Source organism: Halovibrio salipaludis (assembly GCF_002286965.1).
Lineage (GTDB): Bacteria > Pseudomonadota > Gammaproteobacteria > Pseudomonadales > Oleiphilaceae > Halospina > Halospina salipaludis.
The window spans coordinates 18190-44907 of sequence record NZ_NSKD01000007.1; the positions used below are offsets into that span (position 1 = coordinate 18190).

The following is a 26718-nucleotide window of genomic DNA, read 5'->3' on the forward strand; positions in this document are numbered from 1 at the left end:
GGGTGCTCACTCAATCGGCGGCAGCGGATTACCCTCGAACATTTTCTCCATCGCGGGCCGCTCAGGCTGTTCGCCTTCCGTCTCCTCCCCATTCATGCCCAGGTTCACTTCCCAAAGGCGCTTGAACCGGGTACGCGCCACCTCATCAGCCTCGCCTTCCTCACGCAGGATGGTCGGCCTGAGGAACACGATCAGGTTGCGTTTCTGGCGGGTTGTGGTCTCGCTGCGGAACAGCGCGCCAAGTAGCGGAATGTCGCCCAGCAGCGGCACCTTGCTCTGGGAAACCCGGTAGTCCTCGTTGATCAGGCCACCCAGAACAATGGTCTCCTCATCATCGGCCAGCACCGTGGTCTTGATCTCACGTTTTTCGGTGATCAGGTCTGCCGCACTTTCCAGTGACTGACCGATATCCTCGGTGGTCTGCTCTACCGCCAGCTTCACCACATCATCCGCACTGATGCTTGGCTTGACGTTCAGGGTCAGACCAATGTCCTTGCGCTCAATGGTGGTGAAGGGATTGGTGAGCCCATCGCCGGTGCTGGTGGACTGCCCGGTACGGAACGGCACATTCTGCCCCACGATGATCTCGGATTCCTCGTTGTCGAGGGTGATAATCGAGGGCGTAGACAGCAGGTTGGCCTTGCTGGACGTGGACAGCGCCTGGATCAGCACCCCCCAGGTGATGCCATTCGAATCACGATCCCCGGCCCCGATGGAGAGCCCGGAACCAAGGCCGAGGTTGCCACCGTCCTCACCGCCGGTCGACCCACCAAGGATCTGGCCCAGGACTGTGTTGAGGCTCACGCCGACATTCTCAAAATTGGTTCCGGCCACAGGCGCGGCGGAATCCCCGGATTCATCCCCGGCCGCCCACTGGACGCCCAGATCCTGGCCCGCCTCATTACTGATCTCGACAATGGCGGCCTCGATCAGCACCTGGGCACGGCGCACGTCCAGCTGCTCCACGATGAACTCAATCTCGCTCATCATCTGTGGTTCAGCGCGTACTACCAGGGCATTGAGACCCTCATCCGCATAGACGGACACATCGGTTTCGCCGCCACTGCCCTGGTTACCCCCTTCGCCTTCGGTGATTTCACCCATGAGTCCGCTCAGCATCTCGCTGAGCTTGGCGGCATCCGCATGGCTGAGCCGGATGACCTTGGTGGTGCCGCGGCTGGTACTGGGTGTATCCAGTTTCTCCACCAGTTCCCGCACCTTTTCGCGGAAGGTACTGGTGCCGCGCAGGATGAGGCGGTTACTGCGTTCGTCAGCAACCACGCTGGCGGAACGGCTGTCGTCACTGCCGGCCCGGCCACTGAGCTGATCCGGACCCAGTTCCTCCAGAAGCTCCACCATGTCACCGACATAGGCCTCTTCCAGCTGAACCACTTCCACTTCGGAATCGGTGGGCTTGTCGAGATCGTCAATCAGGCGCTGCATGCGCTGGATATTGGACCTGTGATCACTGATGATCAGCGCATTGGCGGCGGAAACCCCGGCCAGATGCCCGTAACTGGCCACCATGGGCCTGAGGATGGGCACCAGCTGCATGGCGCTGACGTTCTCCACATGGATTACGCGGGTCATCAACTGCTCGGAAGGCACATCCATGAAGCGGGTGATGTCCTCGGCCGTCTGCTTGGCGTCACTCTGCTGGATCACCTTGATCGCATCCTCACCCGGAATGGCGGTGAACCCGTGTACATGCAGCACCGACAGGAAGAGGTCATACACCTCATCCTTGTTCATCGGGGTTTCCGAGACCACGGTCACCTTGCCCTTGACGCGCGGATCAACCACGAAGCTGTAACCGGTAATGTCCGAGACCTGGTCCACCAGGGCGCGTATATCGGCATCCTTGAGATTGACCGTCCAGGTTTCGGAGTCCCCGGCTTCGGCCACCTCCTGGTTGCCGGCCCCGTTGTCGTCCTGGGCCATGAGAGGCATGGAAGCCAGCAGTGCCAGCGCAAACGCGAGAAACAGTCGTTGCATGCGGATCATTGGATAACCAGTGCCCGTTGTTGTTGTCTGGTTCGCCGGTTACGGAACCGGAACCGTGAATGAAAAGCGCGTGCCCCCACGCTTAATCTCAAGATCAAGCCGATCCGAGTTCATCCAGCGCTCCAGATTGGCCCGGTCGGCCTCGATGTCGCCCAGCTGCTGCCCGTTAACGGAAATGATCACATCACCGGGCTGCAGGTTCATGTCCGAAAGCTTGTCGTTGGTACCGTCATACACATACCCGGGCCCGTCCTCATTGGGCCGGAAGCCCGCCCGGGCAATCGCCTCTTCAGGATCCTCTTCCAGCGCCTCGATGGCCCGCTCAACCCCGGCCCGGCTATCTTCCGTTCTTTCCCCGGCAGCCGCAACCCCGCCAAGTGTGAGCCCGTCGTCATCAAAACCCAGCGACTCCACTTCACCGTTACGCTGCAGCAGGATCCGGTCCGGCTCCACGGCCACCAGCTCCGCGCCACCGGGCAGCTCATCGCCGACCGCGTAACGCTCGGCAGCGCCGTCCCGCCCGGAGAGGATAGCACTGGAGCCTTTCCCGCGGGTGGCCAGAAAGACGCCGTGGAGCGTCAGTGTAAGCCCTGTCTCCGGGGCGGTTTCCCTTTCAACCCGGGACACATTGCCCTGTTCACCGGAGGCGGCACGGCCGAAAAGCGCGATTTCCCTGAGCGGGATACTGCTGCCCGCTGCCCGCTGGGGGTCGCCCTGCGTAAGCGCGAGCTCGACCGGGTCTGATGGCGCCGGCCAGATCACACGCCAGGTCCACTGGCCGCCTTTCCAGCCCAGCTGGACCACCAGAACCACCAACAGCAGATGCGCGAGACGGACCGGCCAGCGGCTCATGGCGCCACCTGCTGGCTCACACGGAAGACCACATCCCCGGGCGCCGCATCCGGTGCGAAGTCCAGCCCCAGCAGATCAATCCAGCGCTTGTAGAGCTCAACCTCGGCGCGACCACTGGCATCCACCACCAGGCGCACCGCCGGTTCCGACGTGCCCTGCTCCATCAGGACCAGCTCCGGCTGGCCATTATTGCTGGTTAGGCGCCCCTCAATGGGCGGCATGCGTGACTGGCGGGGCTGACTGCCCATGGGCCAGGTCACGCTGCCACCCGGCCACTGGCCCTTCCCCTGGAAGCCCCCCAAACCCTGTTCCGGCCCCCAGACACCGAAGAAGCTCTCCAGCGTCATGACTCCGGGAATGCGCAGGGGCTGGATGCCCAGGTCGTGGGCCGTGATCTCCTCCAGGTCCACCCGGGCGCGGCGCAGCAGCATCCGCACACGGCCATCCAGCATGGCGGTCACACTGCCCTCGGCTTGCGAGCCGGGCGAATGAAGCCGCCATTCCAGGGGCACGAATCCATGGATGAGCGAGCCCGGTTGCAGCTGCCAGCTCAGGCGCAGGGGCAAGCCCTGCACGCGCAGCCAGGCATCACCGGACCAGACGGTCCCGCCCACCTGCTGCACTTCAACCACCTCGGGAACGGGAACCTGGCGCGCCACCTGGGCCCAGACCCAACCCGCCGGCAGGTAGACCACCAGCGCGACCAGCCAGGTCATGACGAAAAGAAGGACCAGAAGAAACAACCGCAGCGGCCCGACGCGAAAGCGGGGGTGCTCAGCGCCGGCGGATGAGTCTGTATTCTGGAGGGACGATCTGCGCATCCTTACGACAACCACTGCGATGGAGGCGCGCACAGGATAACCATAAAAAACCCCCGAGGCGAACCGCCACGGGGGTTTTCATGGAGCCGGTCACACCGGCGGTGGGAAGGGGGCGTTTACATCATGCCGCCCATGCCTCCCATGCCGCCCATGTCCGGCATGCCGCCGCCGGCACCGCCGCCGTCATTCTCTTCCGGCTGGTCGGCGATCATGCACTCGGTGGTGATCATCAGACCGGCTACGGATGCCGCTGCCTGCAGTGCGGAGCGGGTTACCTTGGCCGGGTCGATGATGCCGGCTTCGAGCATGTCGGTGTACTCGCCGGTAGCAGCGTTGTACCCGTAGTTGCCCTTGCCCTGGAGCACCTTGTCGACCACCACGGCCGGCTCGTCACCGGAGTTGTAGGCGATCTGCTTGAGCGGTGCTTCCATGGCACGACGCAGCAGGTTGATGCCCATCTGGCGCTCTTCGTTGTCGCCCTTGAGGCCTTCAATCGCCTGCAGCGCGCGGACCAGGGTTACACCACCACCAGCCACGATGCCCTCTTCAACGGCAGCGCGTGTGGAGTGCAGTGCGTCCTCAACGCGGGCCTTTTTCTCCTTCATCTCAACTTCGGAGCCAGCGCCCACCTTGATCACGGCAACACCACCGGCCAGCTTGGCAAGGCGCTCCTGGAGCTTCTCCTTGTCATAATCGGAGGTGCTTTCCTCGATCTGCTTCTTGATCTGGCCGGTGCGGGCTTCAATGTCCTGCTGCTGGCCGTTGCCGTTGATGACGGTGCTGTCTTCCTTGCTGATGTTGACGCGCTTGGCGCTGCCCAGGTCATCCAGGGAGACGTTCTCAAGCGTCAGGCCAACTTCTTCGGAGATCACGGTACCGCCGGTAAGAACAGCGATGTCCTGCATCATCTCCTTGCGACGGTCACCGAAGCCAGGTGCCTTCACGGCCGCAACCTTGACGATGCCGCGCATGTTGTTGACCACCAGGGTCGCCAGCGCTTCGCTTTCAACGTCCTCGGCGATGATCAGCAGCGGCTTGCCGGACTTGGAGACCGCTTCCAGCGTCGGCAGCAGGTCGCGCACGTTGGAGATCTTCTTGTCCACGAGCAGGATGTAGGGGTCGTCCAGCTCGACGGTCATGCTCTCGTTGTTGTTGATGAAGTAGGGCGAGAGGTAGCCGCGGTCGAACTGCATGCCCTCGACCACTTCCAGCTCGTCCTCAAGGCCACGGCCTTCCTCAACAGTAATGACACCTTCCTGACCGACCTTATCCATCGCATCCGCGATCAGTGCGCCGACGGTCTCGTCGCTGTTGGCGGAGATGGTGCCCACCTGGGCGATGGTCTTGGAATCGTTGCAGGGGGTGGAGAGCTTGCGGATCTCTTCCACGGCCGACTGGCACGCCTTGTCGATGCCGCGCTTGAGGTCCATGGGGTTCATGCCCGCGGTTACAGCCTTCACACCCTCGCGCACGATGGCCTGGGCCAGAACGGTAGCGGTGGTGGTGCCGTCGCCGGCGTTGTCGTTGGTCTGGGAAGCGACTTCCTTGACCATCTGAGCGCCCATGTTCTCGAACTTGTCCTCAAGCTCGATTTCCTTGGCAACGCTCACGCCATCCTTGGTGACGTTCGGAGCACCGAAGGACTTTTCCATTACCACGTTCCGGCCCTTGGGACCGAGAGTAACCTTGACCGCGTCAGCCAGCGTATTAACGCCCGTTACCATCTGCTTGCGGGCGTGATCGGAGAACTTGATCTCTTTCGCCATAGTCTTCTGTTCCTGTTTCTTGACTGTTGAATCTCGTCAGGTGCCCGGGGCTGCTTCAGCCTTCCAGCACACCGTAGATGTCGTTCTCGCTCATGATCAGCAGTTCCTCGCCGTCGACCTTGACGGTGTTACCGGCGAACTGCCCGAACACAACCTGATCACCGGCTTTCACCGCCGGCTTGCGTACTTCGCCGTTATCCAGGGTCTTGCCCTCGCCTACGGCCAGAACCTCGCCCTGGGAAGGTTTCTCCTGGGCATTACCGGGCAGCACGATGCCACCGGCGGTCTTCTCTTCTTCTTCCTTGCGACGCACGACTACGCGATCGTGTAACGGACGGATTTTCATTGCTGCTTGTCTCCAGTTTCGGTTCGTCGGTTAAGCAATGAGTTGAGATTACCCAAAGCACATTGGCCTTGTGCTGCCCTAAGTTGGGGATGCACTGCCTGTTTTCAATCCCCACCCGGAAAATTTTTCAGTGTCGATCCAGGCGGTCGGGATCGTCCTCATCACGACGCTGCTGTTCGTACTCGCCCTCGATGATGATGTTGCCGTCCGCATCCCGGCGCGGCCCGCGCTCCCGGTACGCGTGGTATTCGTAATGCCCGCCCATGGACGCGCCCCCGTTGAACACCATACGATTCATCACGTAATGGCTCAGCCAGCGCCGGGTAAAGGGGATCAGGCAGGCAAAGCCCACGGCGTCCGTGATGAACCCCGGGGTCAACAGCAGGGCACCCCCGATGGCCAGCAGCAGCCCTTCCGCCATCTCGCGCGCCGGCAGCTCACCGCTGGCCATGCGCTGGTTGGCGCGCAGCAGGGTCGCGGCGCCCTGCTGGCGCAGCATGGCGGCACCGATGACAGCGGTCAGCAGCACCAGGCCAACCGTCGGCAGGGCACCAATCATGCCCCCGACTTCAATGAGGACCACCATCTCGATGATGGGAACGATAATGAAGGCAATCAGAAAAACGGGCATGCGGTCTCCGCGACTTGGTCGTTGTATGCATCACCATCGGGGCGAAGCGGCTGGACTTCAACCATACAGAAGCGTAATCCATGACTGAGTCCTCGCCACAGGAAACGCTGTACCCCGGCTGGCGGGTCTATCTGAACCCACGCGTCATCGGCATGCTGTTCCTGGGGTTCTCCGCCGGCCTGCCCCTGCTGCTGGTGGGCGGCACCTTCACCGCCTGGCTGCGGGACCTGGGCATCGAGCTGGCTGCCATCGGCTTCCTCAGCTGGGTCGGCATGGCCCATTCCATCAAGGTGCTCTGGGCACCGCTGGTGGACCGGCTGCCACTGCCCGGTCTGAGCCGGGTGCTCGGGCGTCGGCGTTCCTGGATGCTGGCCGCGCAGGTCGCGGTTGCGGTGAGCCTGCTGGGAATGGCCCTGACCGATCCCCGCGAGCAGCTCTGGCTGATCGCGGTCTGGGCGGTTGTCGCGGCTTTCGGGTCCGCGACCCAGGATGTCGCCATCGATGCCTACCGCGTGGAAGCCGCACCGGATACCCACCAGGCCGCCATGGCCGCCACCTACGTTACCGGCTACCGCGTCGCGATCCTGGCCGCGGGCGCCGGCGCCCTGCACGTGGCCGCCGTGGGCAGCTGGTCACTGTCCTATGGGGCTATGGCCGCGCTCATGGCTGTCGGGATGGTCACCACCCTGATCAGCCGTGAGCCCGTCGCCGAAGTGGATCGCTTTGCCCCGGAATCGGAAGAGCGGGTCATCCAGTACCTGGCGGACACCCAGCATACCGGCCTCCGCCAGCGCGTCACCGCCTGGTTCATCGGCGCCGTGATCTGCCCCTTCACGGACTTCTTCCTGCGCTATGGCAGAGCGGCCATCGCCATCCTGCTGTTCGTGGCCACCTTCCGCATCAGCGACATCTTCATGGGGGTCATGGCCAACCCCTTCTACCTGGACCTGGGCTTTACCAAGGAACAGATCGCCAATATCGCCGCCGCCTTCGGCCTTGCCATGACCCTGGTGGGCGCGGCGGTCGGCGGCCTCATGGTGGCCCGTTTCGGCATTGCCCGCATGCTGATCGGCACCGCTTTCATGGCCCCGGCAACCAACCTGACCTTCGCCTGGCTGGCCGGGCTGGGGCCGGAAACCATCGGGCTGGTCGCCGCCATCGTGGCGGACAACGTCACAGGCGGCCTGTCCATCTCGGTCTTCATCGCCTACCTTTCAAGCCTCACCAACACCCGCTATACCGCCACCCAGTACGCGCTGTTCAGCTCCCTGATGACACTGCCTGGCCAGTTCCTGGGAGGCTTTACCGGCGTCGTGGCCGAGAATGTGGGTTGGATCGGTTTTTTCCTGATCACCGCAGGACTGGGCATCCCCGCCATCCTGCTCGCCGTGGCCCTGCTCTGGCTCGCCCACCCGGATCGCCCCACCACCCCGTAGGAGCGGCCATGGCCGCTCCTACGTGCGATGCAGCTCACACCCTCGCCATCCCTCAAAAACGTTTTGCATTGTCGCCGGCACCCGCCGGTTTTTGGCGTCTATAATGGGCCGGAAACGCATCACTTCTGACCACAACGGATAACAACAACGGACTCCGAATGACCCCCGAACTGCCCATCCTCGTCGTGGACGATGCCCGTTTCAGCAGCGCCGTCGTCAGCCGCACCCTCAAACAGGCCGGTTACACCAACCTCCAGGTGGTCAATACCGCAGCGGATGCCCTCAAGACCCTCGACCGCGACCCCATCAGCATTCTCATCGCGGACTGGCTGATGCCGGAGATGGACGGGCTTGAACTGACGGACCGGGTCCGCCAGCAGGATGAGCAGACCAACCACTACACCTACATCATCCTGCTGACCGGCAAGGAAAGCGTCGAAGCCCTGAGCAAGGCGTTCGACCGCGGTGTGGACGACTTCATCTACAAATCCGACATGACCAAACAGCTCCTGCCCCGGGTTTTCGCGGCGGACAGACTGGCGGAACGCCACAACACCCTGCTCCACACCAATCAACTGCTGATGGAAGAAAACCGGCAGCTTGAAGCCCACAACGTCGTGGACCCGGAGACAGGACTGGGGAATGCCCGCTACGCCCGTCAGCGCCTGCAGCAGGCCCTGGACTACACCGAGTCGCGCGGCGGTGCCGTGGGCTATGTCCTCATCGGCATCCGCTACTGGGAACGCCACTGCCGGGAACAGCCCGCCCCGGTTCAGAACGAGCTCCTGGAGACACTTGCCCGGCGCATGACCGGGCTGGTCCGGCCACTGGATGCCCTGTGCCGGATCGGGCATGATCGCTACGCGGTCATCGCACACTTCCCGGACGCGGACAACTGCCGGCCAGCCGCCTTCCGCCGCCTGCATGAAGGCATCAACCACAAGGCGCTCAAGACCAGCCGCGGCTTCATTTCAGTGGAAGCCGACGCAACGCTCTGCATTGCCAGTGAGAGGGAAGCCACGCCCACGGCCGATGCAATGGAAGCTGCTGTGGAGGAGGGGCTCAGCAACGCCCGCCAGTCACGGACGCTCACACGGGCCCAGGCTGCGGCCCCCAGGAGCAAGCCGGCGACCGGTTAGTACTGTGACCGCGTTCACATTCCGTTACGCGCGCTCACCGTCATTCAACAGACGGCGCCCCTCTCCAGACGCATACTGAATACGTGGATTTGAGCAGTATCCCCCGGGGCGGAAGAGACAGCAGTACTTTCGCCGGCAACCGGGCACTGCAACAGGATCCCAGGGATTATGAATTTTTCAGGCTTTTCATTCTTCCCTTACGACTTCTTATTCAGGCGGACCTCTGGTCCGCCTTTTTTTATTCGGGATACCCGGTAATCGCTCGGATCCGGTGATACAGGGGTGACAGCCGCGAATACATCCGCTGATACACCTCCCGGTATAACCGATCGTAGAGCGCCTGACGCTCCGGGTCCGGATCGAAGCGCTCCCCAAGCCGGGTCATGGCTGCCACTGCCGAATCGTAATCCGCGTACCAGCCAAGCCCGACGGCCGCGTTGATCGCTGCCCCCAGGCCTGACGTTTCATAGGTATGCGGCCGCTCCGCGGGCAGGCCGAAGATGTCCGCCGTCAGCTGCAGGGCCTCATCGCTCTGGGACCCTCCCCCCGCCACACGCAGGCACTGCACCGGCACACGGTTGCGCCGCTCAAGCCGCTCCTTGCCCTCACGCAGCGCATAGGCCAGCCCCTCCAGGATAGCCCGGTAGATATGAGCTCGGGTATGCACATCCCCGAAGCCGATGATGGCGCCCTTGGCCTCCGGCCCCGGCTGGCGTACCCCCGGTGACCAGTACGGTTGCAGCATCAGGCCCATGGAACCGGGCGGCACCTCACGCACCAGTTCATCGAAGAGGGCTTCCGGGGCAATGCCCCGTTCCTTGGCAATCGCCTGCTCCCGCTGCCCGAACTGGCGCTTGAACCAGCTCACCATCCAGAAGCCCCGGTAGATCATCACCTCGCCGGAATAACGCCCCGGCACCGCTGAGGGGTAAGGCGGCAGGAATCGGGTGGGCTCCACGTAGCGGTTGTTGGTGGTATTGATGGTGGCCGTGGTGCCATAGCTCATGCAGGCGGTTTCCGGGGAGAGGCCGCCGCAGCCAAGGATCTCACAGGCTTTGTCGGAAGCAGCCGCCAGTACGGGAACGCCAGAGGGCAGCCCCAGATGCGTAGCGGCCCCGGGTGTCAGCTCCCCCATGCGCTCCCCCGGCCGGACCAGCTCAGGCAGCATGCTGCGCTTCACTGCCATCAGCTGCCATTTGAGGTCATTTGGTCGGCACCAGTCGTGGCGCCTGTAGTCGAACGGCAGGTAGCCCACCTGGCTGCCGGTGGAATCCACGAAACGCCCGGTCAGCCGCCAGTTGAGATAACCGGAGAGCAGCAGGTAATGGCTGGTCCGGGCCCAGACATCCGGCTGGTTGTGGGCAATCCAGTTGGCCTGTGTCTGCTCCCCCAGCTTCTGGATGGTTCCGGACAGGCCCAGCAGCCTGAGCACCACACGCCAGAAAGGCGGTACCCGAACAGGCCCGGGGGCACGGCGCTGGTCCAGCCAGACAATCGCCGGGCGCAGGGGGGTACCATTGGCATCCAGGTTCACCACCGTGCCGCGCTGTGTTGTCAGGGCGACGCCGGCAACAGCTTCCCGCGGGACGGCCGTGTTGTCCCAGAGTTGCGCGCAGGCCCGGCCAATGCTCTGCCAGTAGTAGTCCGGATCCTGCTCCGCCCAGCCCGGTTCCGGAGAGCGGTAGGGGTCGATCCCGTCCTGCCCCTTGCCCACCAGCTCGCCCCGGCCATTGAACAGCAGCGCCCGTGTGCTCTGGGTGCCGTTGTCGATGGCAAGAATGAGCGGCTCGACACTCATGCCCCGGACTCCGGCGGCAGGTGGTAGCTGGCGCGCCAGAGCTCGCGATAGCGTGTGCATTCCTGCTGCCAGCGGGCATCATCCCATCCCAGCGGCGTCTGGCAGTACTCACGCAGAACCTCCAGCCAGGGCGCACCGCCCTCCGGCAGCAACAGCCCCAGCCGGGTCCGGCGCAGCAGCAGGTCATCCAGATGACCGATCCGCTCATTCCGGCAGCTCCACACGAGTTCCGCCAGCAGCGTATCCGTATGGCCAATGGGCATCAGGGGGCCGGCTTCCAGGACCTCTTCCACCCGGCTGCCGTAATGGCCACACAGGCGCTGCCACTGCCAGGCCGTGAGGGCATTGGGCCGGGCCATTGCCGAAGCCGGCGAGAAGACCTGCTCATCCAGCTCACGGCGAATGCCGTTGTCGGTGCGCACATGGTCCAGCACCTCCAGCGCGATCAGACGGAAGGTGGTCAGTTTGCCACCGGCAACACTGATAACCCCCTGGTCGTTCCAGATGACGTGTTCCCGTTTCTCTTTCGAGGGTTTTTTCTTCCGGCCCCCGCTGTCGGACACAACCGGCCTCACACCGGACCAGGTGCTGATCAGGTCCGTCTCGCCCAGATGTGCATCCGGGAAGGCGTCGTGCACGGCTTCCAGCAGATACTCCATTTCCGCCCGGCTGAGCACCGCCTCTTTCTGCAGATCCTGGTCATGATCCAGATCCGTCGTGCCGACCACGGTCACGCCTTCCCAGGGATAGACGAACATGGGGCGGTGATCCCGGGGATGGATGAGTGACAGGCTCACCGAGACAGGCAGTTTCCAGAACGGGAAGACCAGGTGACTGCCGCGCAGGGGGCGGATGCGCTGGTCACCACCGAGCTGGCTGCGCAGGCGATCCGTCCAGGCGCCGGTGGCGTGGACGATGTGTCGAGCCCGCAACTCATAACCTCTGTCAGCCAGCTCGTCATGGACGGTCACGCTCCCTTCACCGCCGTCAGACGGTGGTGTCACGGTCTCGGCCCGCACGTAGTTGACCGCCCGACCCCCGGCGTTCGTGGCCTCCTGCAGGATGCGCAGCACCAGGCGGGCGTCATCGGTCACCGCGTCCGAAAAACGGGTACCACCGCGCAGGCCCTCACGGCGAAGTCCCGGCACCCAGCGCAGAACGGATTCACCCGGAAAGAAGCGGCGGGTCCGACGCTGGGCCAGGAAGTCGTAAACCCTGAGCAGCAGGCCGAACAGACCCGGCCCGGGGAACTGGCGATTGAAGTGCGGCATGATGTAGTAGAGGTTATCCACCAGTCCCGGGGCCTCATTCATCATACGCTCGCGCTCCTGCACCGCATCCCGGGTCAGGCGGTAATCCCCGCTGGCCAGGTAGCGCAGCCCCCCATGCACCATCTTGGAGGAACGGCTGGAGGTTCCCCAGGCAAAGTCCCGCTGCTCCACCAGCAGGGCCCGGTAGCCTTCCCGGGCAGCCTCGCGCAGGATGCCGGCGCCGGTTATGCCACCACCGATGATCACGATGTCCCAGGGGTCGTCCCCGCCGAGCAGGGCTGCCGTGTCACGGCGTTCTTCGCGGATACCGCTCGCTTCCGTCATGCCTGCTCCTCCGGCTCATGCTGAAGCAGTACGCCCGGTGCCAGACGCTGATCCGGGTCCATATAGCGGCTCATGGCATGCAGCATACCGATGGTGACCGGCCCCTTCTCAGTGGGCAGGTAGGGCGCATGGTCCTTACCGACCCCGTGCTGGTGGCTGATGGTCCCCCGATTATTGACGATGGTTTGCGAGGCAGCCTGTTTCAGCCGGGCCCAGCGCTCATGGGTGGCCTCGTAGCTGCCCGCGCACCGGAACACATAGGTGGTGTAGATGCTGCAGCCCTGGCCGTAGACGTGGGACAGGTGGGTGAACACATGCACCGGTTCGCCCTCGGACTGAAGGCCTTCGCGCAGCGTGGTCTCGATGCGCTCCATCAGGGTATCCACATTATCCCAATCCGTGGCCGTTTCCAGGGTATCCACAGCATAGCCCTGCTCCCACAGCGTCTCGCGCAGGTAGGGCATGGTGAAGCGCTTCTGTTCCCACTTCCTGCCCAGGTAGGTGCCGGTGTAGACGCCGTCATTGCGGCGGCTGATCCGTTTCAGTTCGCGCAGCCCGGTGCGGCACTGGGCCTTTGTCCCCGTCAGACCAACCGTCATCATGCATTTCCCTTCAGCCGCGCCACGCCAGCCCAGATAGCGCTCCAGCATCCCGATCATTGTCGGGTGGCCCGCCAGGGCCAGCTGGGTCTCCGTCTCCACGGCGTTACTCAGGCGCAGCATGGAAAGCGGCGTGCGGTTCTGCACCAGCTGGCGGGCACACAGACGTGCGCGCTCCCAGTCCGGGAAGAACAACACATGGAAGGACTCATGGTCCGCCACCGGCGTGACGCGGACCTTCACTTCAGTGATGACACCGAAACGCCCTTCCGAGCCGAGCACCATCTCACGGGGGTCCGGGCCGGCGGCCGAGGCGGGGAAGGTAGGAATCTCCCAGGTCCCCCGGAAGGTTTCCACGCGGCCGCCTGCGAGAAGCTGCTCAATGCGGCCATAGCGCAGCGACTGCTGGCCACTGGAACGACTGGCAACCCAGCCACCGATGGTGGATAACTCGAAGGACTGGGGAAAATGACCGAGGGTGTAGCCATGGGCCAGGAGCTGGGATTCCACCAGCGGGCCCGGCGTGCCGGCACCAAAGGTGGCGATCTGGCTCTCGGCGTCCAGATCCATCAGACGGTTCATGCGCTCCAGCGAGAGTGTGAGAATGGGCTTACCGGAATCCTCCGGGTTGATATGCCCGGCCACACTGGTACCGCCACCATAGGGAATCACCACAAGATCCCGTTCCCGGGCCCATTGCAGAAGCTCCGCCACCTCCTCACTGTGCTCGGGCAGCGCCACTGCGTCCGGAAAGACCCCGAAATCCCCGCTGCGCATGGCCAGCCAGTCCGCCAGGCTCTGACCCCGGGCATGACGCACACGGGTCTCCGGATCCGTGTGGACTCCCTTGTGTTCTTCCGGGATACGGGATGCCGGTACGTCCGCACACACCTGCTCAAGGCTCGCCTCGGACAGTGGGGAGGCAACACCCAGGCGGGCTTTCAGGAAATCCTGCCCCACAGGCGGCAGGGGCAGATGGAAGCTGGCGTCACCCCAGCCGTTCCAGCGTCGCATGCGATGAGTCTCCATTCAGGCTTTTGGCTTGAAGCCCGTGATACACCATCGCCTGCGTGATTGTCCACCAGAGTTAGAGTTTTTGCTCTATATGGCCCGATTCATACACCCTTGATAACCCGGTTACGGCCAGTCGCCTTGCTCCGGTAAAGCGCCGCATCAGCTCGCTGCAGGGCCTGTTCAGGGTGGGTATCCTCTTTTTCGAAACGACTGACACCCGCGCTGAGCGTCACCTGGAGCGTCTCGCCCCGGCTTGTTGTGCAGGTGTACCCCGCAATTTCCAGTCGCAGGCGCTCCGCGAGATCCATAGCCTCATCAATCACCGTTCCCGGGAGCAGCAGGCCGAACTCTTCGCCGCCAAGACGGCAGGGCACGTCGCTCTCCCGGACACGTTCAGCCAGTGTGTGTGCCACGTGCCGGATCATCTCATCCCCCGCCCCGTGACCATAGGTATCGTTAACGGTCTTGAAATGGTCAATATCGATCATGACCACCGCTGCCGGGATGTTGCGACGGTTGAAAAGCTCATAGCTCTCGTTCAGCCGCTCCATGAAAACCCGTCGATTGGGAATCTGGGTCAGTGGATCCGTGAAAGAGAGTTCACGAAGGCGATCCTCCTGCTCCTTCTGCTCAGTGATGTCCCTGACCGTACCGATGAAAATCCGGTCATCCCCGGCAGACGTGTAATCCCCGCGCGCATGAACCCATCGCACCGAGCCATCCGGACGAACAACGCGATGCTCAACATCAAAGAGGCCAGTCTGCCTTGCCTGCACCTCCCTCGCATCAACAAACGCCAGATCCTCGGGATGGACAAAGGTCCGGAAGGCATCCACAGAGGGAGTGAACCGGTCACTGGATACCCCGAAAATCTCGAAGACTTTTTCCGACCAGTAAAGAACCCCCTCACCCAGACTCGCCTTCCAGTAGCCGAGATTACCGATTTCCTGGGCCCTCTCGAGGGTCTGGATCAGTTCGCGGTTAGCCTCTGATTCTTCGCGTAAGCTCTGCTCGAGGTCCTTGTGGGAGGTGATGTCCAGGTGGGCCCCGCTGACCCACTCGGGCTGACCATCCGGTGTCCAGCTGACCACCCGGCCGAAATCCCGGATCCAGATCAGGCGGCCATCCCGGTGGCGCACACGCACTTCGCAGTCATAGACGGAGGCATGGCCCTCAAAGTGCGCCTTCAATGCCTGTTCCGAGACCGGGTGATCCTCTTCACTGAGAAAGTGCAGCCATGTATCGATGGATGTGGGCCCAAGCTCCTCCAGGGTGTAACCCAGCATTCTGGCCCAATAGTCGTTGAACTCGGTCTCACCGGTCTGCACGTTCCAGATCCAGGTTCCAAGTTCAGCAACATCAATGATGGTTTCGAGCGCGGAAACCCGATCGCCAGAAACTGGGGGCTGCCCCATACGTCACTCCAGTAGCTCGCACCGACCAGACATCGTCAATGTACGCCAGCCACAGCCCTGTTAAAGTGTGGATAATACGTAATGTAGCACAATGAAACAATTGCGGATGCACATTGTTCAGCTGCGATCAGGAAAGCGGGTGGGCAGGGATGCCAGCTCGGCAACAGGCAGGGCCCTGGAGAACAGGAATCCCTGAAGAAGATCGCAGCCGCGGGCGATGAGGTCGTCGCGCTGCGCCTCGGTTTCAACCCCTTCGGCCACCACCTTCAACTGCATATGGTGAGCCATGGTAATGATGCCCTGAACGATCGCCATGTTGTCGGGGTTGGTGAGAATATCCCGAATGAAGGAAATGTCGAGTTTGACCTTGCTGGCGGGCAGGTCCCGGAGGTAGCGCAGGCTGGAGTAGCCGGTGCCGAAGTCATCAATGGAGACCGTCACGCCCAGCTCCCTGAGCTGCTTCATCAGCTCGATGGTCTCCTGGGCGTTTTCCATAAGCACCCCCTCGGTCACTTCCAGTTCCAGCAGATGGCCCGGCAGTCCGGTTTCCGCCAGAATGGCCCGGACCTCTTCCACAAAGTTACGGCGCCGGAACTGCAGAGTGGAAATGTTCACCGCCACCGGAACCACCCGGTGGCCTTCCCGCCAGCGCTGCATGCCATCCTCGCACGCGCGCCTGAGTACCCAGCGGCCAACCTCGATGATCTGGCCCGTCTGCTCAGCAAGGGGAATGAACACCCCCGGCGATATCATTCCCCGCTGCGGATGGTGCCAGCGCACCAGCGCCTCCACTCCACGCCAGGAACCGCTCACCGCATCAATCACTGGCTGATAATGCAGCTCCAGCTCATTGCGCTCCATTGCCAGACGCAGGTCATGGCGCAGAATAATCTCGTCCTGTGTGGCAGGGCGGCGCTCCTGCTCATACCAGTGCCAGGTATTCATACCCCGACTCTTCGCCACCTCCATGGCAATGTCCGCATGCTGGATGAGAATGGGCGCCTCGGATTCGCCATCATCCATGGCCAGGCCGGCGCTGGCGCTGAGATGCATCGCATGCCCCTCAACCTCAAAGGGGTCCTCCAGTGCTGAGAGTATCGCCTCCGCCCTGCGCTCCACCATCGCCGGCTCTTCAACCTCTGGCAGCAGCACAACAAACTCGTCAGCCACAAGCCGTGAGAGTACGCAGTCCTCTCCCAGAAGCTTCTGGAGACGCTCCGCCACCCGCTGCAGCAGCGTGTTCCCAACACGGTGTCCGAACCCTTCGTTGATGGGTTTGAAGCCATCCAGGTCCAGATACATCACTGCAACAGCCCGCCCTTCGCGGCGGCGCTCATGCAGGGCGTGCAGCAGTTGCTCCTCAAAAACCACCCGGTTAACGAGCCCGGTTACGGCATCGTAGCTGTTATGGAACGCAATCAGCCGCTCATGCTCCTTGCGGAGGGAGATATCCCGGCAGACGCCAAAGACCCCGACAATCTCCCCCTCCACCTGGATCGGGAAATTGGTCACCTCAAGATCGTAGGGTTCCCCAGTGGAAAACACGCCCCGCGTCTGATAGGTGACATGGCCTCCGGAACGGGCCTGAGCAAATGCCTCTCGGGTCTTTTTCTGGAACGGCTCCGCCACGAACTCATTGAAATGGTGCCCCGCGTACTCCGCCTTTGAGTAGCCGGTAATGCGGGCGAATGCCGCGTTACCCCGCCTCAGATAGCCGTCCAGATCGAATTCATAGACGCCATCCGGATGGTGCTCATACAGGGATTGATAACGGGCTGTCAGATCCTGGTAACGGTGCCAGTCGCGATTCCTCACAATAGCCAGCGCCGCCAGGGCGGCCGCCTGCTGGAGATTGAAGAGATCCGCGCTTGAAGGCGAGACGGCCTGGCGGTAATAGGTGGCGAATGTCCCCAGCAGCTCCCCGTCCGAGGCGGACATAATGGGTACAGACCAGCACGCCTGCAGCCCCTCCGCCAATGCCACATCGCGGAACCCCTCCCAGCGCGGATCAGCGCCGATATCCTCCGTCACCACAAGCTCCCGATACCAGGCGGCACTGCCGCAGGCGCCCACGTCGGGGGCCACCGGAACCCCCTGCATGGCCTGGGTGAAACGCTCCGAAAACCTGCCTCCAGGCACCAACCCTATAGTGTGACTCTGTGGATCGTACTGCATGAGCGACACCAGCGCTCGGGGCAGCATCTGCTCCGCAAAGCGGGCAATCTCCCCTAGCACGTCAGCCAGGGGTTGGTGCTCGGCGATCATCCGGTGAATGCGTTGCTGGGTATGGATGAGGGGCTGCTGAGAGATCATTGATGGAATCCGGGCAGTTTTTAGGGACGTTTTTTCTCCTTACTGTAGGTTGTAGTTGATAATCCTCAACATTCAATTGTTACTGTCCACCGGCGCATTTCCGATACCAATACCACCATTTGAACTACTCATTTGCCTGTGGCGCTCCATGCAAAGATAGTGTTCCGCTCCGCCTGCAAGCAATGAACACGGAGTGCTTCCATGGAACTGCCATCACTGATCGAGATCCCCAACGGTGAAAAGGTAACGCCCACCTTTTCCATTGATGAACTGCAACGGCGCCTCGGCAAGCTGCGAAAGCACATGGCCGAGAATGATGTGGACGCCGTTGTCCTGACGTCCTACCACAACATCAACTACTTCAGTGACTTCGTGTACTGCCGGTTCGGGCGGGACTACGGGCTGGTGGTCACCCAGGAGCGCTACACCACCGTCACCGCCAACATCGACGGCGGCCAGCCCTACCGGCGCAACCAGCTGGGCGACAACATCATCTACACCGACTGGCAGAAGGACAATTTCTTCAAGGCCATCCGGGAGCTGTGCGGCGGATGCCGGCGCGTGGGCATCGAGTACGACCACGTCACCCTGCAGAACCACACCAAATTCCAGGACGCGCTCGGAAAGACTGAACTCGTGGACATCGGCGTGCCCACCATGCAGATGCGGATGCTCAAATCCCAGGAGGAGATTGCGCTGATCAAACAGGGCGCGCGCATCGCGGATCTGGGCGGCTCAGCAGTCCGCGACGCCATCGCCGCAGGGGTTCCCGAATACGAGGTGGCACTGGCCGGCGAGCAGGCCATGGTGCGCGAGATCGCCCGGACTTACCCGCACACGGACCTGATGGATACCTGGGTCTGGTTCCAGTCCGGCATCAACACCGATGGCGCCCATAACCCGGTGACCAGCCGGCGGGTGCAGAAGGGCGACATCCTGAGCCTGAATACCTTCCCCATGATCTCCGGCTACTACACCGCACTGGAGCGCACCCTGTTCTGCGACCATGCCTCCGACGAGCACCTGCGCCTGTGGCGGATCAACTGCCAGGTACACGAACGCGGCCAGGAACTGATCCGCCCCGGCGTGCGCTGCTGCGACATCGCCCACGAACTCAACAAGATCTACGCGGAACACGATCTGCTGCAGTACCGTTCCTTCGGCTACGGCCACTCCTTCGGCACCCTCAGCCACTACTACGGCCGCGAGGCGGGGCTGGAACTGCGCGAGGATGTCGAAACCGTGCTGGAGCCGAACATGGTGGTTTCCATGGAGCCGATGATCACGATCCCGGAAGGCATGCCGGGCGCCGGCGGTTACCGCGAGCACGACATCCTGGTGGTGAACGAGCACGGGGCGGAGAACATCACCCGCTTCCCCTACGGCCCCGAGCACAACATCGTGCAGTGATCCCCTCAGCGGCCACCCAGTGCGGGCACGGGGGACAGTTCCGCCAGCCCGCTACGCAGGAAATCCAGTACCTGCTGGGTGGCCACGTTCAGCTCATTCTGCCGGTAGTACAGGCTCACACTCACCGCTCCCAGCGGCGGCAGGACCTCGGTCTGTTCATGAGCCCTTACATTGGCCGGTACCACTGAGGCCGCCAGGGCCGTCACACCCAACCCTTCCTCCACGGCGGACATGATCCCGAGAAGACTGGGGCTGGTGTACGCGATGCGATACGGCACCCCGGCCTCCTCAAGCGCTGTCTCCATCATAGCCCGGTAGATGCAGCCCTGCGGGTAGGTCACCAGTGGCACAATATCCGCCTCCGCCACGCTGGGGTCGTTCACGACCCACGCCAGCTGATCCACGCGCTGATCCTGCTCATCCAGAGGCGCCGCCCCTCCCTCGGGCTCCATCACCAGGCAGACGTCGTAATAGTTGCGCTGGAAGCGCTGATGGATGGATTTGCTGACGTCGCTGTCCACCTCCACCGTGATGTTGGGGTAGATGTTCGACAGCTCCCGCAGTGCCCGCGGCAGAAAGGCCAGTTCAAAGTCATTGGGAATCCCCAGCCGCACCCGGCCCGAGACGTTCTCCCCCTTGATGCGGGCCACCACCTGATCATTGATCTGCAGGATCTGCTGGGCCGCTTCATAGAGGTACTCCCCATCCTCGGTCAGCTCCAGGTTGCTGCCGCGTGAGAAGATATTCGTACCCAGCGTGGACTCCAGCTTCTTGATCTGGAGGCTGATGGCCGGCTGGGAACGGCCCAGCAGCTCCCCCGCATGGGTGAATCCTCCCAGATCCTTGATGGTCACGAAAGTCCGCAGAAAGTCGATCGGTATGTTGGTCATCGGTGTCTATGCCCATTTGGTCATGTTATGGCGGTATCAGGAGTTCAAATCCAGAGCCGGTTTTATTAGCGCCGCATCTTGGTAAGGTGTGCACCCGGCATACGTGGAACTACTTAAAAAGCGCTGCCAAGGCAGCCACCGGCAGGTGAGCGCCCGGAAGACGCTTTTTCAGCAGTTCCGGCCGCCCGAAAGAAAAGCATGTCTTTCAGAAACGACAGGAGTTGTGACAGATGAATTCTTGGGTTCTTGCAACATTCGCCATTCTCACCGGCGTGATGCTCGCGCATTCCGCCGCCACCTTCGTCAAACGTGAACTGGACAGGAAGCCGGCCAACACCTCAACACGGAGTTGACCATGGATCCTTACACGATCTTCAACTGGGGGCTTCTGGCCCTCACTTTTGTTCTTCTCATCGTCATCGGCTACCTCACCTCGCGCTACATCACCAAGGACTCCGAAGGCGGCTTTCTGGTAGCCGGGCGCTCACTCGGGCCCTTTGTGGCAGCGGGCACCATTGTAGCAACCGGCTTCAGTGGATGGGGGTTCATCGGCTCCCCCGGGGTCACCTACAAGTTCGGCGCCATCGAGGTTCTGGGGAACTTCTTCTTCGCCCCCGCGATGATGATTGCCGTACTGTACTTTGCGCGTTTCCTGCAGAGCCGTGCCCTGGAGATGGGCAGCAACACCATTCCCGAATACGTGGCACAGAGCCACGGTGGCGGCACCATGGGGCGGGTGCTCCAGGGCGTGGCCGGCATCATCACCATTCTGCTTCTGCTGGTGTTCCTGACCAGCCAGATCAAGGCTGTGGGCCTTCTGGGCGCCGAGTGGCTCGATATCGAACTGGGCACCAGCGCCACCCTGATGATCTCGGTGATCATCATCTACACCATGCTTGGCGGCCTGGCGGCTGTAGCCTGGACGGATACCGTCATGGTCTGCGGGATGGCCGTGGCCGCTGTGCTGATCATGATCCAGATCTTCACCAGCGTGGACCTGACCGCCTGGCAGAGCTCGCTCAACAGCATCGACCCGGAACTGCTCAACCCTACCACTGGTGCACACTACGGTGACAGCGTGGGAACCGTCTTCCTGGTCCTGCCCTACGCCTTCCTGTTCTCCGCGGTGCTGCCCTACATGGCCATCCGCTTCCTGGCCATGAAGCCGGGCATCAAGTTCCACAAGGTCGGCGTCTATGTGGCGATCCTGGGGGCACTGCTCAGCCTGATCCCGATCGTCGGGCTCTACATGCGCATGCAGTTCCCTGAACTGGAGGATCCGGACCGGGCCATGCCGATGTATCTGGAGCACTTCATGCACCCGGCCATCCAGGGGCTGATCACGCTGTTCATCCTGTTCGCCATGAAGTCCACGGCCAACTCCCTGCTGCACACCGTGGCCTCGGCCACCTCCCATGACCTGCGCCTGGCGCTGTTCGGTGAGCACCACAGTGACCACGGGGCGCTGACCATCAACCGTATCGCGGTGGTGATCCTGGGGATTGTGGGTCTTCTGATGATGCTCTACGCACCGCCTTTCATGCTTTCCTGGCTGGGCATACTGGGCTCCGGCACGCTCATGGCCAGCATGATCGGCCCGGTGTTCATCTCCACCTTCTGGCAGGGCAGCGGCTGGGGCGCGCTCACGGCCATGATCGTAGGCTTCTGCACCAGCGGCTACATGATGCTGTTCATGGAGGTGGGCTGGCTGATCGGCCCGCTGACCGGATGTGCCGTATCGTCCGCGTGTTACGTGGGGGTCTCTCTGCTGACCGACCGCACACGCACAGGCGCTGAAACCGACGCCACGAACCTCACCGGAACCTCCTCCACCTGAGGCGGAGGTTCCTGCTTTCCCCACCCCCTCAGGAATGCAGTATCCTTGGCCTGTTACCGCACTGATTCTCAACGCTGAGGTGGTGAAACGACCGTGACAGGACTGCGACTGAACGCGGACATGGGTGAAAGCTTCGGCCCCTGGGCAATGGGGATGGACGAGGCCGTCATGCCGGTGGTGGATCTGGCCAACGTCGCCTGTGGCTTCCACGCCTCGGATCAGGACCACATGCGGCGAACCGTGCAGCTGGCGGTGAGCCATGGCGTGACCATCGGCGCCCACCCGGCCTACCCCGACCTCATGGGGTTCGGGCGGCGTTCCATGGCCTGTTCAGCGGATGAGATCGAAAACCTCGTGCTCTACCAGATCGGGGCCCTCAGCGCCTTCTGCCGGGCGGCGGGCACTGATGTGCATTACGTCAAACCGCACGGGGCGCTCTACAACGACATGATGAAAAACCATGACATCCTGGCGGCGGTCATGCGCGCGGTTAAGGCGTTCGACCCGGGGGTGGCGCTCATGACCCTGTCCACCCGCGACAACCACCCGGTGCGCTCCCTGGCCGCCGCCCACGGCGTTCCCCTCTGGCTGGAAGCCTTTGCCGACCGCGCCTACGACGATGACGGCCACCTGCTCAGCCGGAGCAACCCCGGTGCCGTACACGCAGACCCGGAAACCATCATCGAGCAGGCCCGCCGGATCGCCCGGGGCGAAACACTCACCACCAGCGGCGGCGGTGAACTGATCCTGGAAGCGGATACCCTCTGCGTCCATGGCGACAACCCGGATTCCATCGCCGCCATCCGCCGCATCCGCGACGCCATCCATCAGCCAGCGCCATGATGATGACACCCCGACTGGCCCCCGACCATCCCCGTGCCTGCGGCACCACCCAGCGTGAATGGCGCCATTTATTTTCCTTATGGACGCATCAGTAGTTCAAATCCATAAGCGGTTTTATTAGCTCCCTATCCTGATAAGGTATGCCACCCCAAACGGGGCGTACTACCTGTCTGATCCAGAACTTCATTGTCCCGCAACGTTCACACCCTGGCCGCAACGCCGGGATAAACGTCATGGAGAAGTACTATGAGCTCTGATGATCCAAAACCAGGTCTTGGCCTGGCCTTTCTGCCCATTGCACTGACCTTTGTGGTGCTGGGCATCCAGTTGTTTGTATTCGATACCTTCACGCCGCACGTTCCCCTGGTCCTGGGGATCGCCATAACCGCCCTGATGGGCCGCTACATCGGCCTGAGCTGGAAGGATATGGAAGAAGGCATGCTGCAGGTGGTGAGCCTGGGCCTGCCCGCGGTGGGTATCCTGATACTGGTGGGCATGATCACCGGTGTCTGGATCGCCAGCGGCACCGTGCCGACCCTGATCTTCTACGGTCTGGAACTGCTGGACCCGACCATCTTCCTGGCCGCAGCGACCCTCCTGTGCGCCGTGGTCTCCGTGTCCCTGGGCACCTCCTGGGGGACCGTGGGCACCGTGGGCCTGGCGCTGATGGGCATCGGGGCCGGTTTCGGACTGCCCGCCCACTGGACAGCGGCGGCCGTGGTCTCGGGCGCGTTCTTCGGTGACAAGCTCTCGCCCCTTTCCGACACCACCAACCTGGCACCGGCCGTCACGGGCGTCTACCTGTTCTCCCACATCCGCAACCTGCTGCCCACCACCCTGCCAACCATGGCGATCGCACTGGTGCTCTATGGCATTGCCGGGTTCTGGCTGATTGACGATCAGGCCGCGTCCTTCGAGCGCATCGCCGCTATCAACGAAGGGCTTTCCAGCAGCTTCACCCTGTCCTGGTGGACGGTGCTGCCGGTCATCCTGGTGATCGCAATGGCCGTCAAGCGCCTTCCCGCCCTGCCGGTGCTGTTCACCGGCGTGCTTCTGGGTGGCCTGACCGCCGTGATCTTCCAGGGGGCCTCAATCCAGAACCTGTTCGCCTTCGCCTTCTCCGGTTATGAGATCAGCACCGGCGTGAACGAGATCGACAACCTGCTCAACCGGGGCGGCATCCAATCGATGACCTGGGTGATCACGCTGCTTCTGATCGCGCTTTCCTTCGGCGGCATCCTGGAGCGCACCGGCTGCATGAAAGTGCTCATCGAGGCGCTGGTCACCCGAGCACTGACCTTCCCGCGTCTCCAGACCTCCGCCATCGGCAGCTCCATGGCCACCAACATCATCGCCGGCGACCCCTACCTGGCCATCACCCTGACAGGGCGCATGTTCGGCCCGGCCTACCGTGGCAAGGGGTACTCGATGCTCAACCTCTCCCGCGCCACCGAGGAAGGCGGCACACTGATCTCGCCGCTGATCCCCTGGAACGCCGGCGGCGCCGTGGTGATCACCTCGCTCGGGCTGACCGTCTCCGGGGCGGACATGACCGACCTGCTCTACATCCCGCTGGCCTTCGCCTGCTGGCTCTCACCGCTGTTCGGCGTGCTCTACGCCTACACCGGCTGGTTCTCGCCCAAGGCCAGCGAGGACGAACAGCAGGAGTGGATCGAGAATGACGAGGACATCATGGACATGGACCAGTTCCACAAGGACGTGCAGCGCACACGCAACAGCGTGTACCGGATGAACTGACCCCTGCCCAACCCCACCGGGAGCGGCGCAATCCGCTTCCGGTTTCCCTCCATGCCCCTGGCGTCCGACGAGTCCAGCTTTATTTCCGGGTCCATGTACCGGATCGATGGGGGTATGGGCGCCCGGTAGTGCTCAGCCGACCCCCTATTTTTCAACTTTACTGGAAGAAAGAGGCATCTAATGCTACCTTTTAGCCAGTTTACTTGAAAAACAGGAAGCCAATGTCTGAATACCAATCACTTACGCTTCAGGCTTTCTGGGCGGATGAGTGGCACGATGCAGCGGATGTCGTTTTCAGCGAACCGGAGCTGGGCCTGCTGAGCAATAACATCAGAATCTCCTATCGTTCAGGCTATGTAGACAAAGCGCTGGATTTACGCCCCCTTCCCGCAGGCGAGCACCTTGAGTTGTTCGATGAGCGGGCGCTCTCCATCAATCTGCCCGCCTCCTTTCTGGGAGACTACATCGGCTCAGATGTTGTGGCTTTTCTACGCGACATCATTCCCCAAGGGGCCGGCCGACGTCACTTGGCACGTGTCCTGGGCTATCCAGAGAATATTGAACAATCGGCCGATATCCCTCTGTTGAGAGAAGGGTGTATCACACCTATCGGTAATCTCCGCATCCGGGAGGCAGCAGAGTCATTCCAGCAACGACTGGAAACCAGTGAGGCACGCGGATTCAGCGCGGACGAGATAAACAACCGGGCGGATGAGCTGATTGAACACGCCCGCTACCTCCATCTTGCAATTGGAAGCGCCAGCGGTGTCGGCGGCGATGCTCCCAAATTGATGCTCACGGAAGCGGAGGACGGGCTCTTCTACATGGAGGGAACCTGTAGCGACTCGCAGGCCGTGCGGCACTGGATCATCAAGTTCGCAAGGGGGCGGCGCAACCAACGCGACCAGGACGTTCTCCGAGGTGAAGCCGCTGTTTATCAGGCTCTGGCACAGACCCACATTCGCTCTATCGAGAAGGCACATCTGGCCGAGGGCGAGCACGGGCCCGCCCTGTGGTTGCTGCGCTTTGATCGCAGAACAGGTGACAGCAGCAGGGTGCAGCGGTTGGGTATGGAGTCTATCTACAGTCTCATGGGCATGCTCGGCGATGGTGCCGCGCTTTCCCATAACCAAGTGGCCCGCAAGCTGATGGAACGCTTCAGGGATGACAGCATGTTGGTCGACTACCTTCTGAACGACCTTATCAACGAAGCCATCGGCAACCGGGATAATCATGGTCGCAACACAGCTTTCCTCAAGGATGAAGGTCACTTTCGCATGGCACCCGCTTTTGATCTGGCCCCAATGGTTCTGGACCCTGAAGGTATTTCGCGCTCTTCGGCCTGGGATGGGGACTGGCGCGCGGGCCCTCGTGGTAACTATCCAGCCATACTGGACTCGCTCGCAATGGATGCCAAAAGCGCCCGCCACCAGATGGAGCAAGCGCTTAACAGCGCCAGAGACCTTCGGAACCGCCTGGCGGGACACGGCGCACCCTCTGCCATGCTCGACCACCAAGGGGTACGCCTGGAGCTGGTGGACACGGTAATCAATGAGCTTGCAGGAGCGCCCGATGCCCAGAGTTAGCGCTGTCGACCCGGAAACCCGAATTGCCCAACGGGAGGAGCTGGAACGCCAACTGGCGGAAGGCACCATCACTCTTGGCCAGGCCATCAAGCGGATGCGACAGAACTGGGCTGGCATTACCCAGCAACGGATGGCCCAGCTTGCCGGCATTTCCGTGACGACGCTCTCCGGCCTTGAGCGCGACAATGGAAACGCGACCCTGGATACCGTTCAGCGGGTACTGAGGGTTCTGGGCGCCCGCCTGACCATCCAACTCCGATAACCCCACAAGGCAAGGGCGCCCGGCCACCTCCTGATGGATTCCCTGGTCAGGTCAGGGTTTCCAGTGCATGAATGGCATCAACCTTCAATGGGAGCTGGCTGGCCCAGAGAATATCGTCGCGGCTATAGCCCGTCTCACATGCCATCTGGTCGCCATAAGCCAGTAACGGCAGCATGTGGCGGCGGAACAGCAGACGACGACGGCAGCGCCACCAGCCCATATCCAGCGCCCTGATCAGCCCCATCGATGGCATAGCTGGCATGTAGAATCCGCTCTGGCGCGGCTTGGGCGGCGGGGCCAATCCGTTCGCTTTTTCCCAGGCTTGCCAGAAGTGCTGGGTCAGGCTCATCTCATTCATCGCGTTCCTCCATTCGCATTCCTGCTGTTCAGCCAGCAGGGACCA

General features: G+C 62.3%; 22 protein-coding genes. 9 read left to right on the top strand and 13 right to left on the bottom strand.

The window, feature by feature from the left end:
- Positions 1 to 6: 6 nt before the first annotated feature.
- From gspD to CK501_RS13185, 6 genes are all read right to left on the bottom strand, one after another.
- The gene (gene gspD / locus CK501_RS13160) at positions 7 to 1995 is read right to left on the bottom strand and encodes a type II secretion system secretin GspD (protein WP_233128907.1); all 1989 of its coding nucleotides are present in this window, start codon (positions 1993 to 1995) and stop codon (positions 7 to 9) included.
- 48 nt (positions 1996 to 2043) lie between these two features.
- Entirely contained in the window at positions 2044 to 2856 is an 813-nt protein-coding gene (locus tag CK501_RS13165; RefSeq protein ID WP_095618207.1) for a type II secretion system protein N, read from the bottom strand.
- A complete protein-coding gene (gene gspN / locus CK501_RS13170) occupies positions 2853 to 3677 on the bottom strand; it encodes a type II secretion system protein N (RefSeq protein WP_095618208.1) in 825 nt (274 codons plus the stop codon). The genes CK501_RS13165 and gspN overlap by 4 nt, the downstream gene beginning before the upstream one ends.
- A gap of 116 nt (positions 3678 to 3793) precedes the next feature.
- Positions 3794 to 5443, bottom strand: a complete 1650-nt coding sequence (groL, locus tag CK501_RS13175; protein WP_095618209.1) for a chaperonin GroEL — start codon at positions 5441 to 5443, stop codon at positions 3794 to 3796.
- Between the two features lie 55 nt (positions 5444 to 5498).
- Complete coding sequence (groES, locus tag CK501_RS13180) at positions 5499 to 5789, bottom strand: co-chaperone GroES (RefSeq protein WP_095618210.1); 291 nt, start codon at positions 5787 to 5789, stop codon at positions 5499 to 5501.
- A gap of 127 nt (positions 5790 to 5916) precedes the next feature.
- On the bottom strand, positions 5917 to 6420 hold the full coding sequence (locus CK501_RS13185; RefSeq protein ID WP_095618211.1) for an FxsA family protein: 504 nt from the start codon (positions 6418 to 6420) through the stop codon (positions 5917 to 5919).
- A gap of 80 nt (positions 6421 to 6500) precedes the next feature.
- Here CK501_RS13185 and CK501_RS13190 point away from each other — a divergent pair, with 80 nt between their 5' ends.
- Together CK501_RS13190 and CK501_RS13195 are read left to right on the top strand one after the other, a co-directional pair.
- Positions 6501 to 7856 carry an AmpG family muropeptide MFS transporter gene (locus CK501_RS13190; RefSeq protein ID WP_095618212.1) on the top strand — a complete coding sequence of 452 codons (1356 nt, stop codon included), beginning with the start codon at positions 6501 to 6503 and terminating at the stop codon, positions 7854 to 7856.
- A 158-nt stretch (positions 7857 to 8014) separates the two neighbouring features.
- Positions 8015 to 8995 carry a response regulator gene (locus CK501_RS13195; protein ID WP_095618213.1) on the top strand — a complete coding sequence of 327 codons (981 nt, stop codon included), beginning with the start codon at positions 8015 to 8017 and terminating at the stop codon, positions 8993 to 8995.
- Between the two features lie 238 nt (positions 8996 to 9233).
- Here CK501_RS13195 and CK501_RS13200 read toward each other — a convergent pair whose 3' ends face one another.
- From CK501_RS13200 to CK501_RS13220, 5 genes are all read right to left on the bottom strand, one after another.
- Positions 9234 to 10793 (bottom strand): FGGY-family carbohydrate kinase, encoded by a 1560-nt coding sequence (locus CK501_RS13200; RefSeq protein ID WP_095618214.1) that lies wholly within the window; start codon positions 10791 to 10793, stop codon positions 9234 to 9236.
- Positions 10790 to 12388 carry a glycerol-3-phosphate dehydrogenase/oxidase gene (locus tag CK501_RS13205; RefSeq protein WP_095618215.1) on the bottom strand — a complete coding sequence of 533 codons (1599 nt, stop codon included), beginning with the start codon at positions 12386 to 12388 and terminating at the stop codon, positions 10790 to 10792. The genes CK501_RS13200 and CK501_RS13205 overlap by 4 nt, the downstream gene beginning before the upstream one ends.
- Positions 12385 to 14001, bottom strand: a complete 1617-nt coding sequence (locus tag CK501_RS13210) for an FAD-binding oxidoreductase (RefSeq protein WP_095618216.1) — start codon at positions 13999 to 14001, stop codon at positions 12385 to 12387. The genes CK501_RS13205 and CK501_RS13210 overlap by 4 nt, the downstream gene beginning before the upstream one ends.
- Before the next feature lie 101 nt (positions 14002 to 14102).
- Positions 14103 to 15416: a sensor domain-containing diguanylate cyclase gene (locus tag CK501_RS13215; RefSeq protein WP_095618217.1), complete on the bottom strand. Its 1314-nt coding sequence runs from the start codon at positions 15414 to 15416 to the stop codon at positions 14103 to 14105.
- A 117-nt stretch (positions 15417 to 15533) separates the two neighbouring features.
- Positions 15534 to 17729, bottom strand: coding sequence for a sensor domain-containing phosphodiesterase (locus CK501_RS13220; protein WP_198949520.1), 2196 nt, complete (start codon positions 17727 to 17729; stop codon positions 15534 to 15536).
- Between the two features lie 201 nt (positions 17730 to 17930).
- On the opposite strand from CK501_RS13220, the gene CK501_RS13225 reads away from it, so the two are divergent.
- The gene (locus CK501_RS13225; protein WP_095618218.1) at positions 17931 to 19139 is read left to right on the top strand and encodes a M24 family metallopeptidase; all 1209 of its coding nucleotides are present in this window, start codon (positions 17931 to 17933) and stop codon (positions 19137 to 19139) included.
- Between the two features lie 5 nt (positions 19140 to 19144).
- Here the strand turns inward: CK501_RS13225 and CK501_RS13230 are convergent, their stop codons facing one another.
- Positions 19145 to 20029 (bottom strand): LysR family transcriptional regulator, encoded by an 885-nt coding sequence (locus CK501_RS13230; protein WP_095618219.1) that lies wholly within the window; start codon positions 20027 to 20029, stop codon positions 19145 to 19147.
- A 230-nt stretch (positions 20030 to 20259) separates the two neighbouring features.
- On the opposite strand from CK501_RS13230, the gene CK501_RS17110 reads away from it, so the two are divergent.
- The 6 genes from CK501_RS17110 to CK501_RS13255 all read left to right on the top strand — a co-directional run bounded on the left by CK501_RS17110 (position 20260) and on the right by CK501_RS13255 (position 26315).
- Positions 20260 to 20382, top strand: coding sequence for a hypothetical protein (locus tag CK501_RS17110; RefSeq protein ID WP_269844205.1), 123 nt, complete (start codon positions 20260 to 20262; stop codon positions 20380 to 20382).
- A 2-nt stretch (positions 20383 to 20384) separates the two neighbouring features.
- Complete coding sequence (locus CK501_RS13235; RefSeq protein WP_095618220.1) at positions 20385 to 21866, top strand: sodium:solute symporter family protein; 1482 nt, start codon at positions 20385 to 20387, stop codon at positions 21864 to 21866.
- 93 nt (positions 21867 to 21959) lie between these two features.
- Positions 21960 to 22709, top strand: coding sequence for a 5-oxoprolinase subunit PxpA (locus CK501_RS13240; protein ID WP_095618221.1), 750 nt, complete (start codon positions 21960 to 21962; stop codon positions 22707 to 22709).
- Positions 22710 to 22955: 246 nt separating this feature from the next.
- A complete protein-coding gene (nhaC, locus tag CK501_RS13245; protein ID WP_095618222.1) occupies positions 22956 to 24467 on the top strand; it encodes a Na+/H+ antiporter NhaC in 1512 nt (503 codons plus the stop codon).
- A gap of 221 nt (positions 24468 to 24688) precedes the next feature.
- The gene (locus CK501_RS13250; RefSeq protein ID WP_095618223.1) at positions 24689 to 26053 is read left to right on the top strand and encodes a type II toxin-antitoxin system HipA family toxin; all 1365 of its coding nucleotides are present in this window, start codon (positions 24689 to 24691) and stop codon (positions 26051 to 26053) included.
- A complete protein-coding gene (locus tag CK501_RS13255; RefSeq protein WP_158223124.1) occupies positions 26040 to 26315 on the top strand; it encodes a helix-turn-helix domain-containing protein in 276 nt (91 codons plus the stop codon). The genes CK501_RS13250 and CK501_RS13255 overlap by 14 nt, the downstream gene beginning before the upstream one ends.
- 46 nt (positions 26316 to 26361) lie before the next feature.
- Here the strand turns inward: CK501_RS13255 and CK501_RS13260 are convergent, their stop codons facing one another.
- A complete protein-coding gene (locus CK501_RS13260) occupies positions 26362 to 26673 on the bottom strand; it encodes a hypothetical protein (protein ID WP_095618225.1) in 312 nt (103 codons plus the stop codon).
- Positions 26674 to 26718: the final 45 nt, after the last annotated feature.

Bases quoted from the DNA above. Each gene is read 5' to 3' on its own strand.
- CK501_RS13215 (WP_095618217.1), bottom strand. From the start codon at position 15,416: ATGGGGCAGCCCCCAGTTTCTGGCGATCGGGTTTCCGCGCTCGAAACC.
- CK501_RS13260 (WP_095618225.1), bottom strand. From the start codon at position 26,673: ATGAATGAGATGAGCCTGACCCAGCACTTCTGGCAAGCCTGGGAAAAA.
- gspD (WP_233128907.1), bottom strand. From the start codon at position 1,995: ATGCAACGACTGTTTCTCGCGTTTGCGCTGGCACTGCTGGCTTCCATG.
- nhaC (WP_095618222.1), top strand. From the start codon at position 22,956: ATGAGCTCTGATGATCCAAAACCAGGTCTTGGCCTGGCCTTTCTGCCC.
- CK501_RS13225 (WP_095618218.1), top strand. From the start codon at position 17,931: ATGGAACTGCCATCACTGATCGAGATCCCCAACGGTGAAAAGGTAACG.
- groES (WP_095618210.1), bottom strand. From the start codon at position 5,789: ATGAAAATCCGTCCGTTACACGATCGCGTAGTCGTGCGTCGCAAGGAA.
- CK501_RS13195 (WP_095618213.1), top strand. From the start codon at position 8,015: ATGACCCCCGAACTGCCCATCCTCGTCGTGGACGATGCCCGTTTCAGC.
- CK501_RS13200 (WP_095618214.1), bottom strand. From the start codon at position 10,793: ATGAGTGTCGAGCCGCTCATTCTTGCCATCGACAACGGCACCCAGAGC.
- CK501_RS17110 (WP_269844205.1), top strand. From the start codon at position 20,260: ATGAATTCTTGGGTTCTTGCAACATTCGCCATTCTCACCGGCGTGATG.
- CK501_RS13250 (WP_095618223.1), top strand. From the start codon at position 24,689: ATGTCTGAATACCAATCACTTACGCTTCAGGCTTTCTGGGCGGATGAG.
- CK501_RS13185 (WP_095618211.1), bottom strand. From the start codon at position 6,420: ATGCCCGTTTTTCTGATTGCCTTCATTATCGTTCCCATCATCGAGATG.
- CK501_RS13205 (WP_095618215.1), bottom strand. From the start codon at position 12,388: ATGACGGAAGCGAGCGGTATCCGCGAAGAACGCCGTGACACGGCAGCC.
- CK501_RS13165 (WP_095618207.1), bottom strand. From the start codon at position 2,856: ATGAGCCGCTGGCCGGTCCGTCTCGCGCATCTGCTGTTGGTGGTTCTG.
- CK501_RS13230 (WP_095618219.1), bottom strand. From the start codon at position 20,029: ATGACCAACATACCGATCGACTTTCTGCGGACTTTCGTGACCATCAAG.
- CK501_RS13190 (WP_095618212.1), top strand. From the start codon at position 6,501: ATGACTGAGTCCTCGCCACAGGAAACGCTGTACCCCGGCTGGCGGGTC.
- CK501_RS13220 (WP_198949520.1), bottom strand. From the start codon at position 17,729: ATGATCTCTCAGCAGCCCCTCATCCATACCCAGCAACGCATTCACCGG.
- groL (WP_095618209.1), bottom strand. From the start codon at position 5,443: ATGGCGAAAGAGATCAAGTTCTCCGATCACGCCCGCAAGCAGATGGTA.
- CK501_RS13210 (WP_095618216.1), bottom strand. From the start codon at position 14,001: ATGCGACGCTGGAACGGCTGGGGTGACGCCAGCTTCCATCTGCCCCTG.
- gspN (WP_095618208.1), bottom strand. From the start codon at position 3,677: ATGCGCAGATCGTCCCTCCAGAATACAGACTCATCCGCCGGCGCTGAG.
- CK501_RS13255 (WP_158223124.1), top strand. From the start codon at position 26,040: ATGCCCAGAGTTAGCGCTGTCGACCCGGAAACCCGAATTGCCCAACGG.
- CK501_RS13235 (WP_095618220.1), top strand. From the start codon at position 20,385: ATGGATCCTTACACGATCTTCAACTGGGGGCTTCTGGCCCTCACTTTT.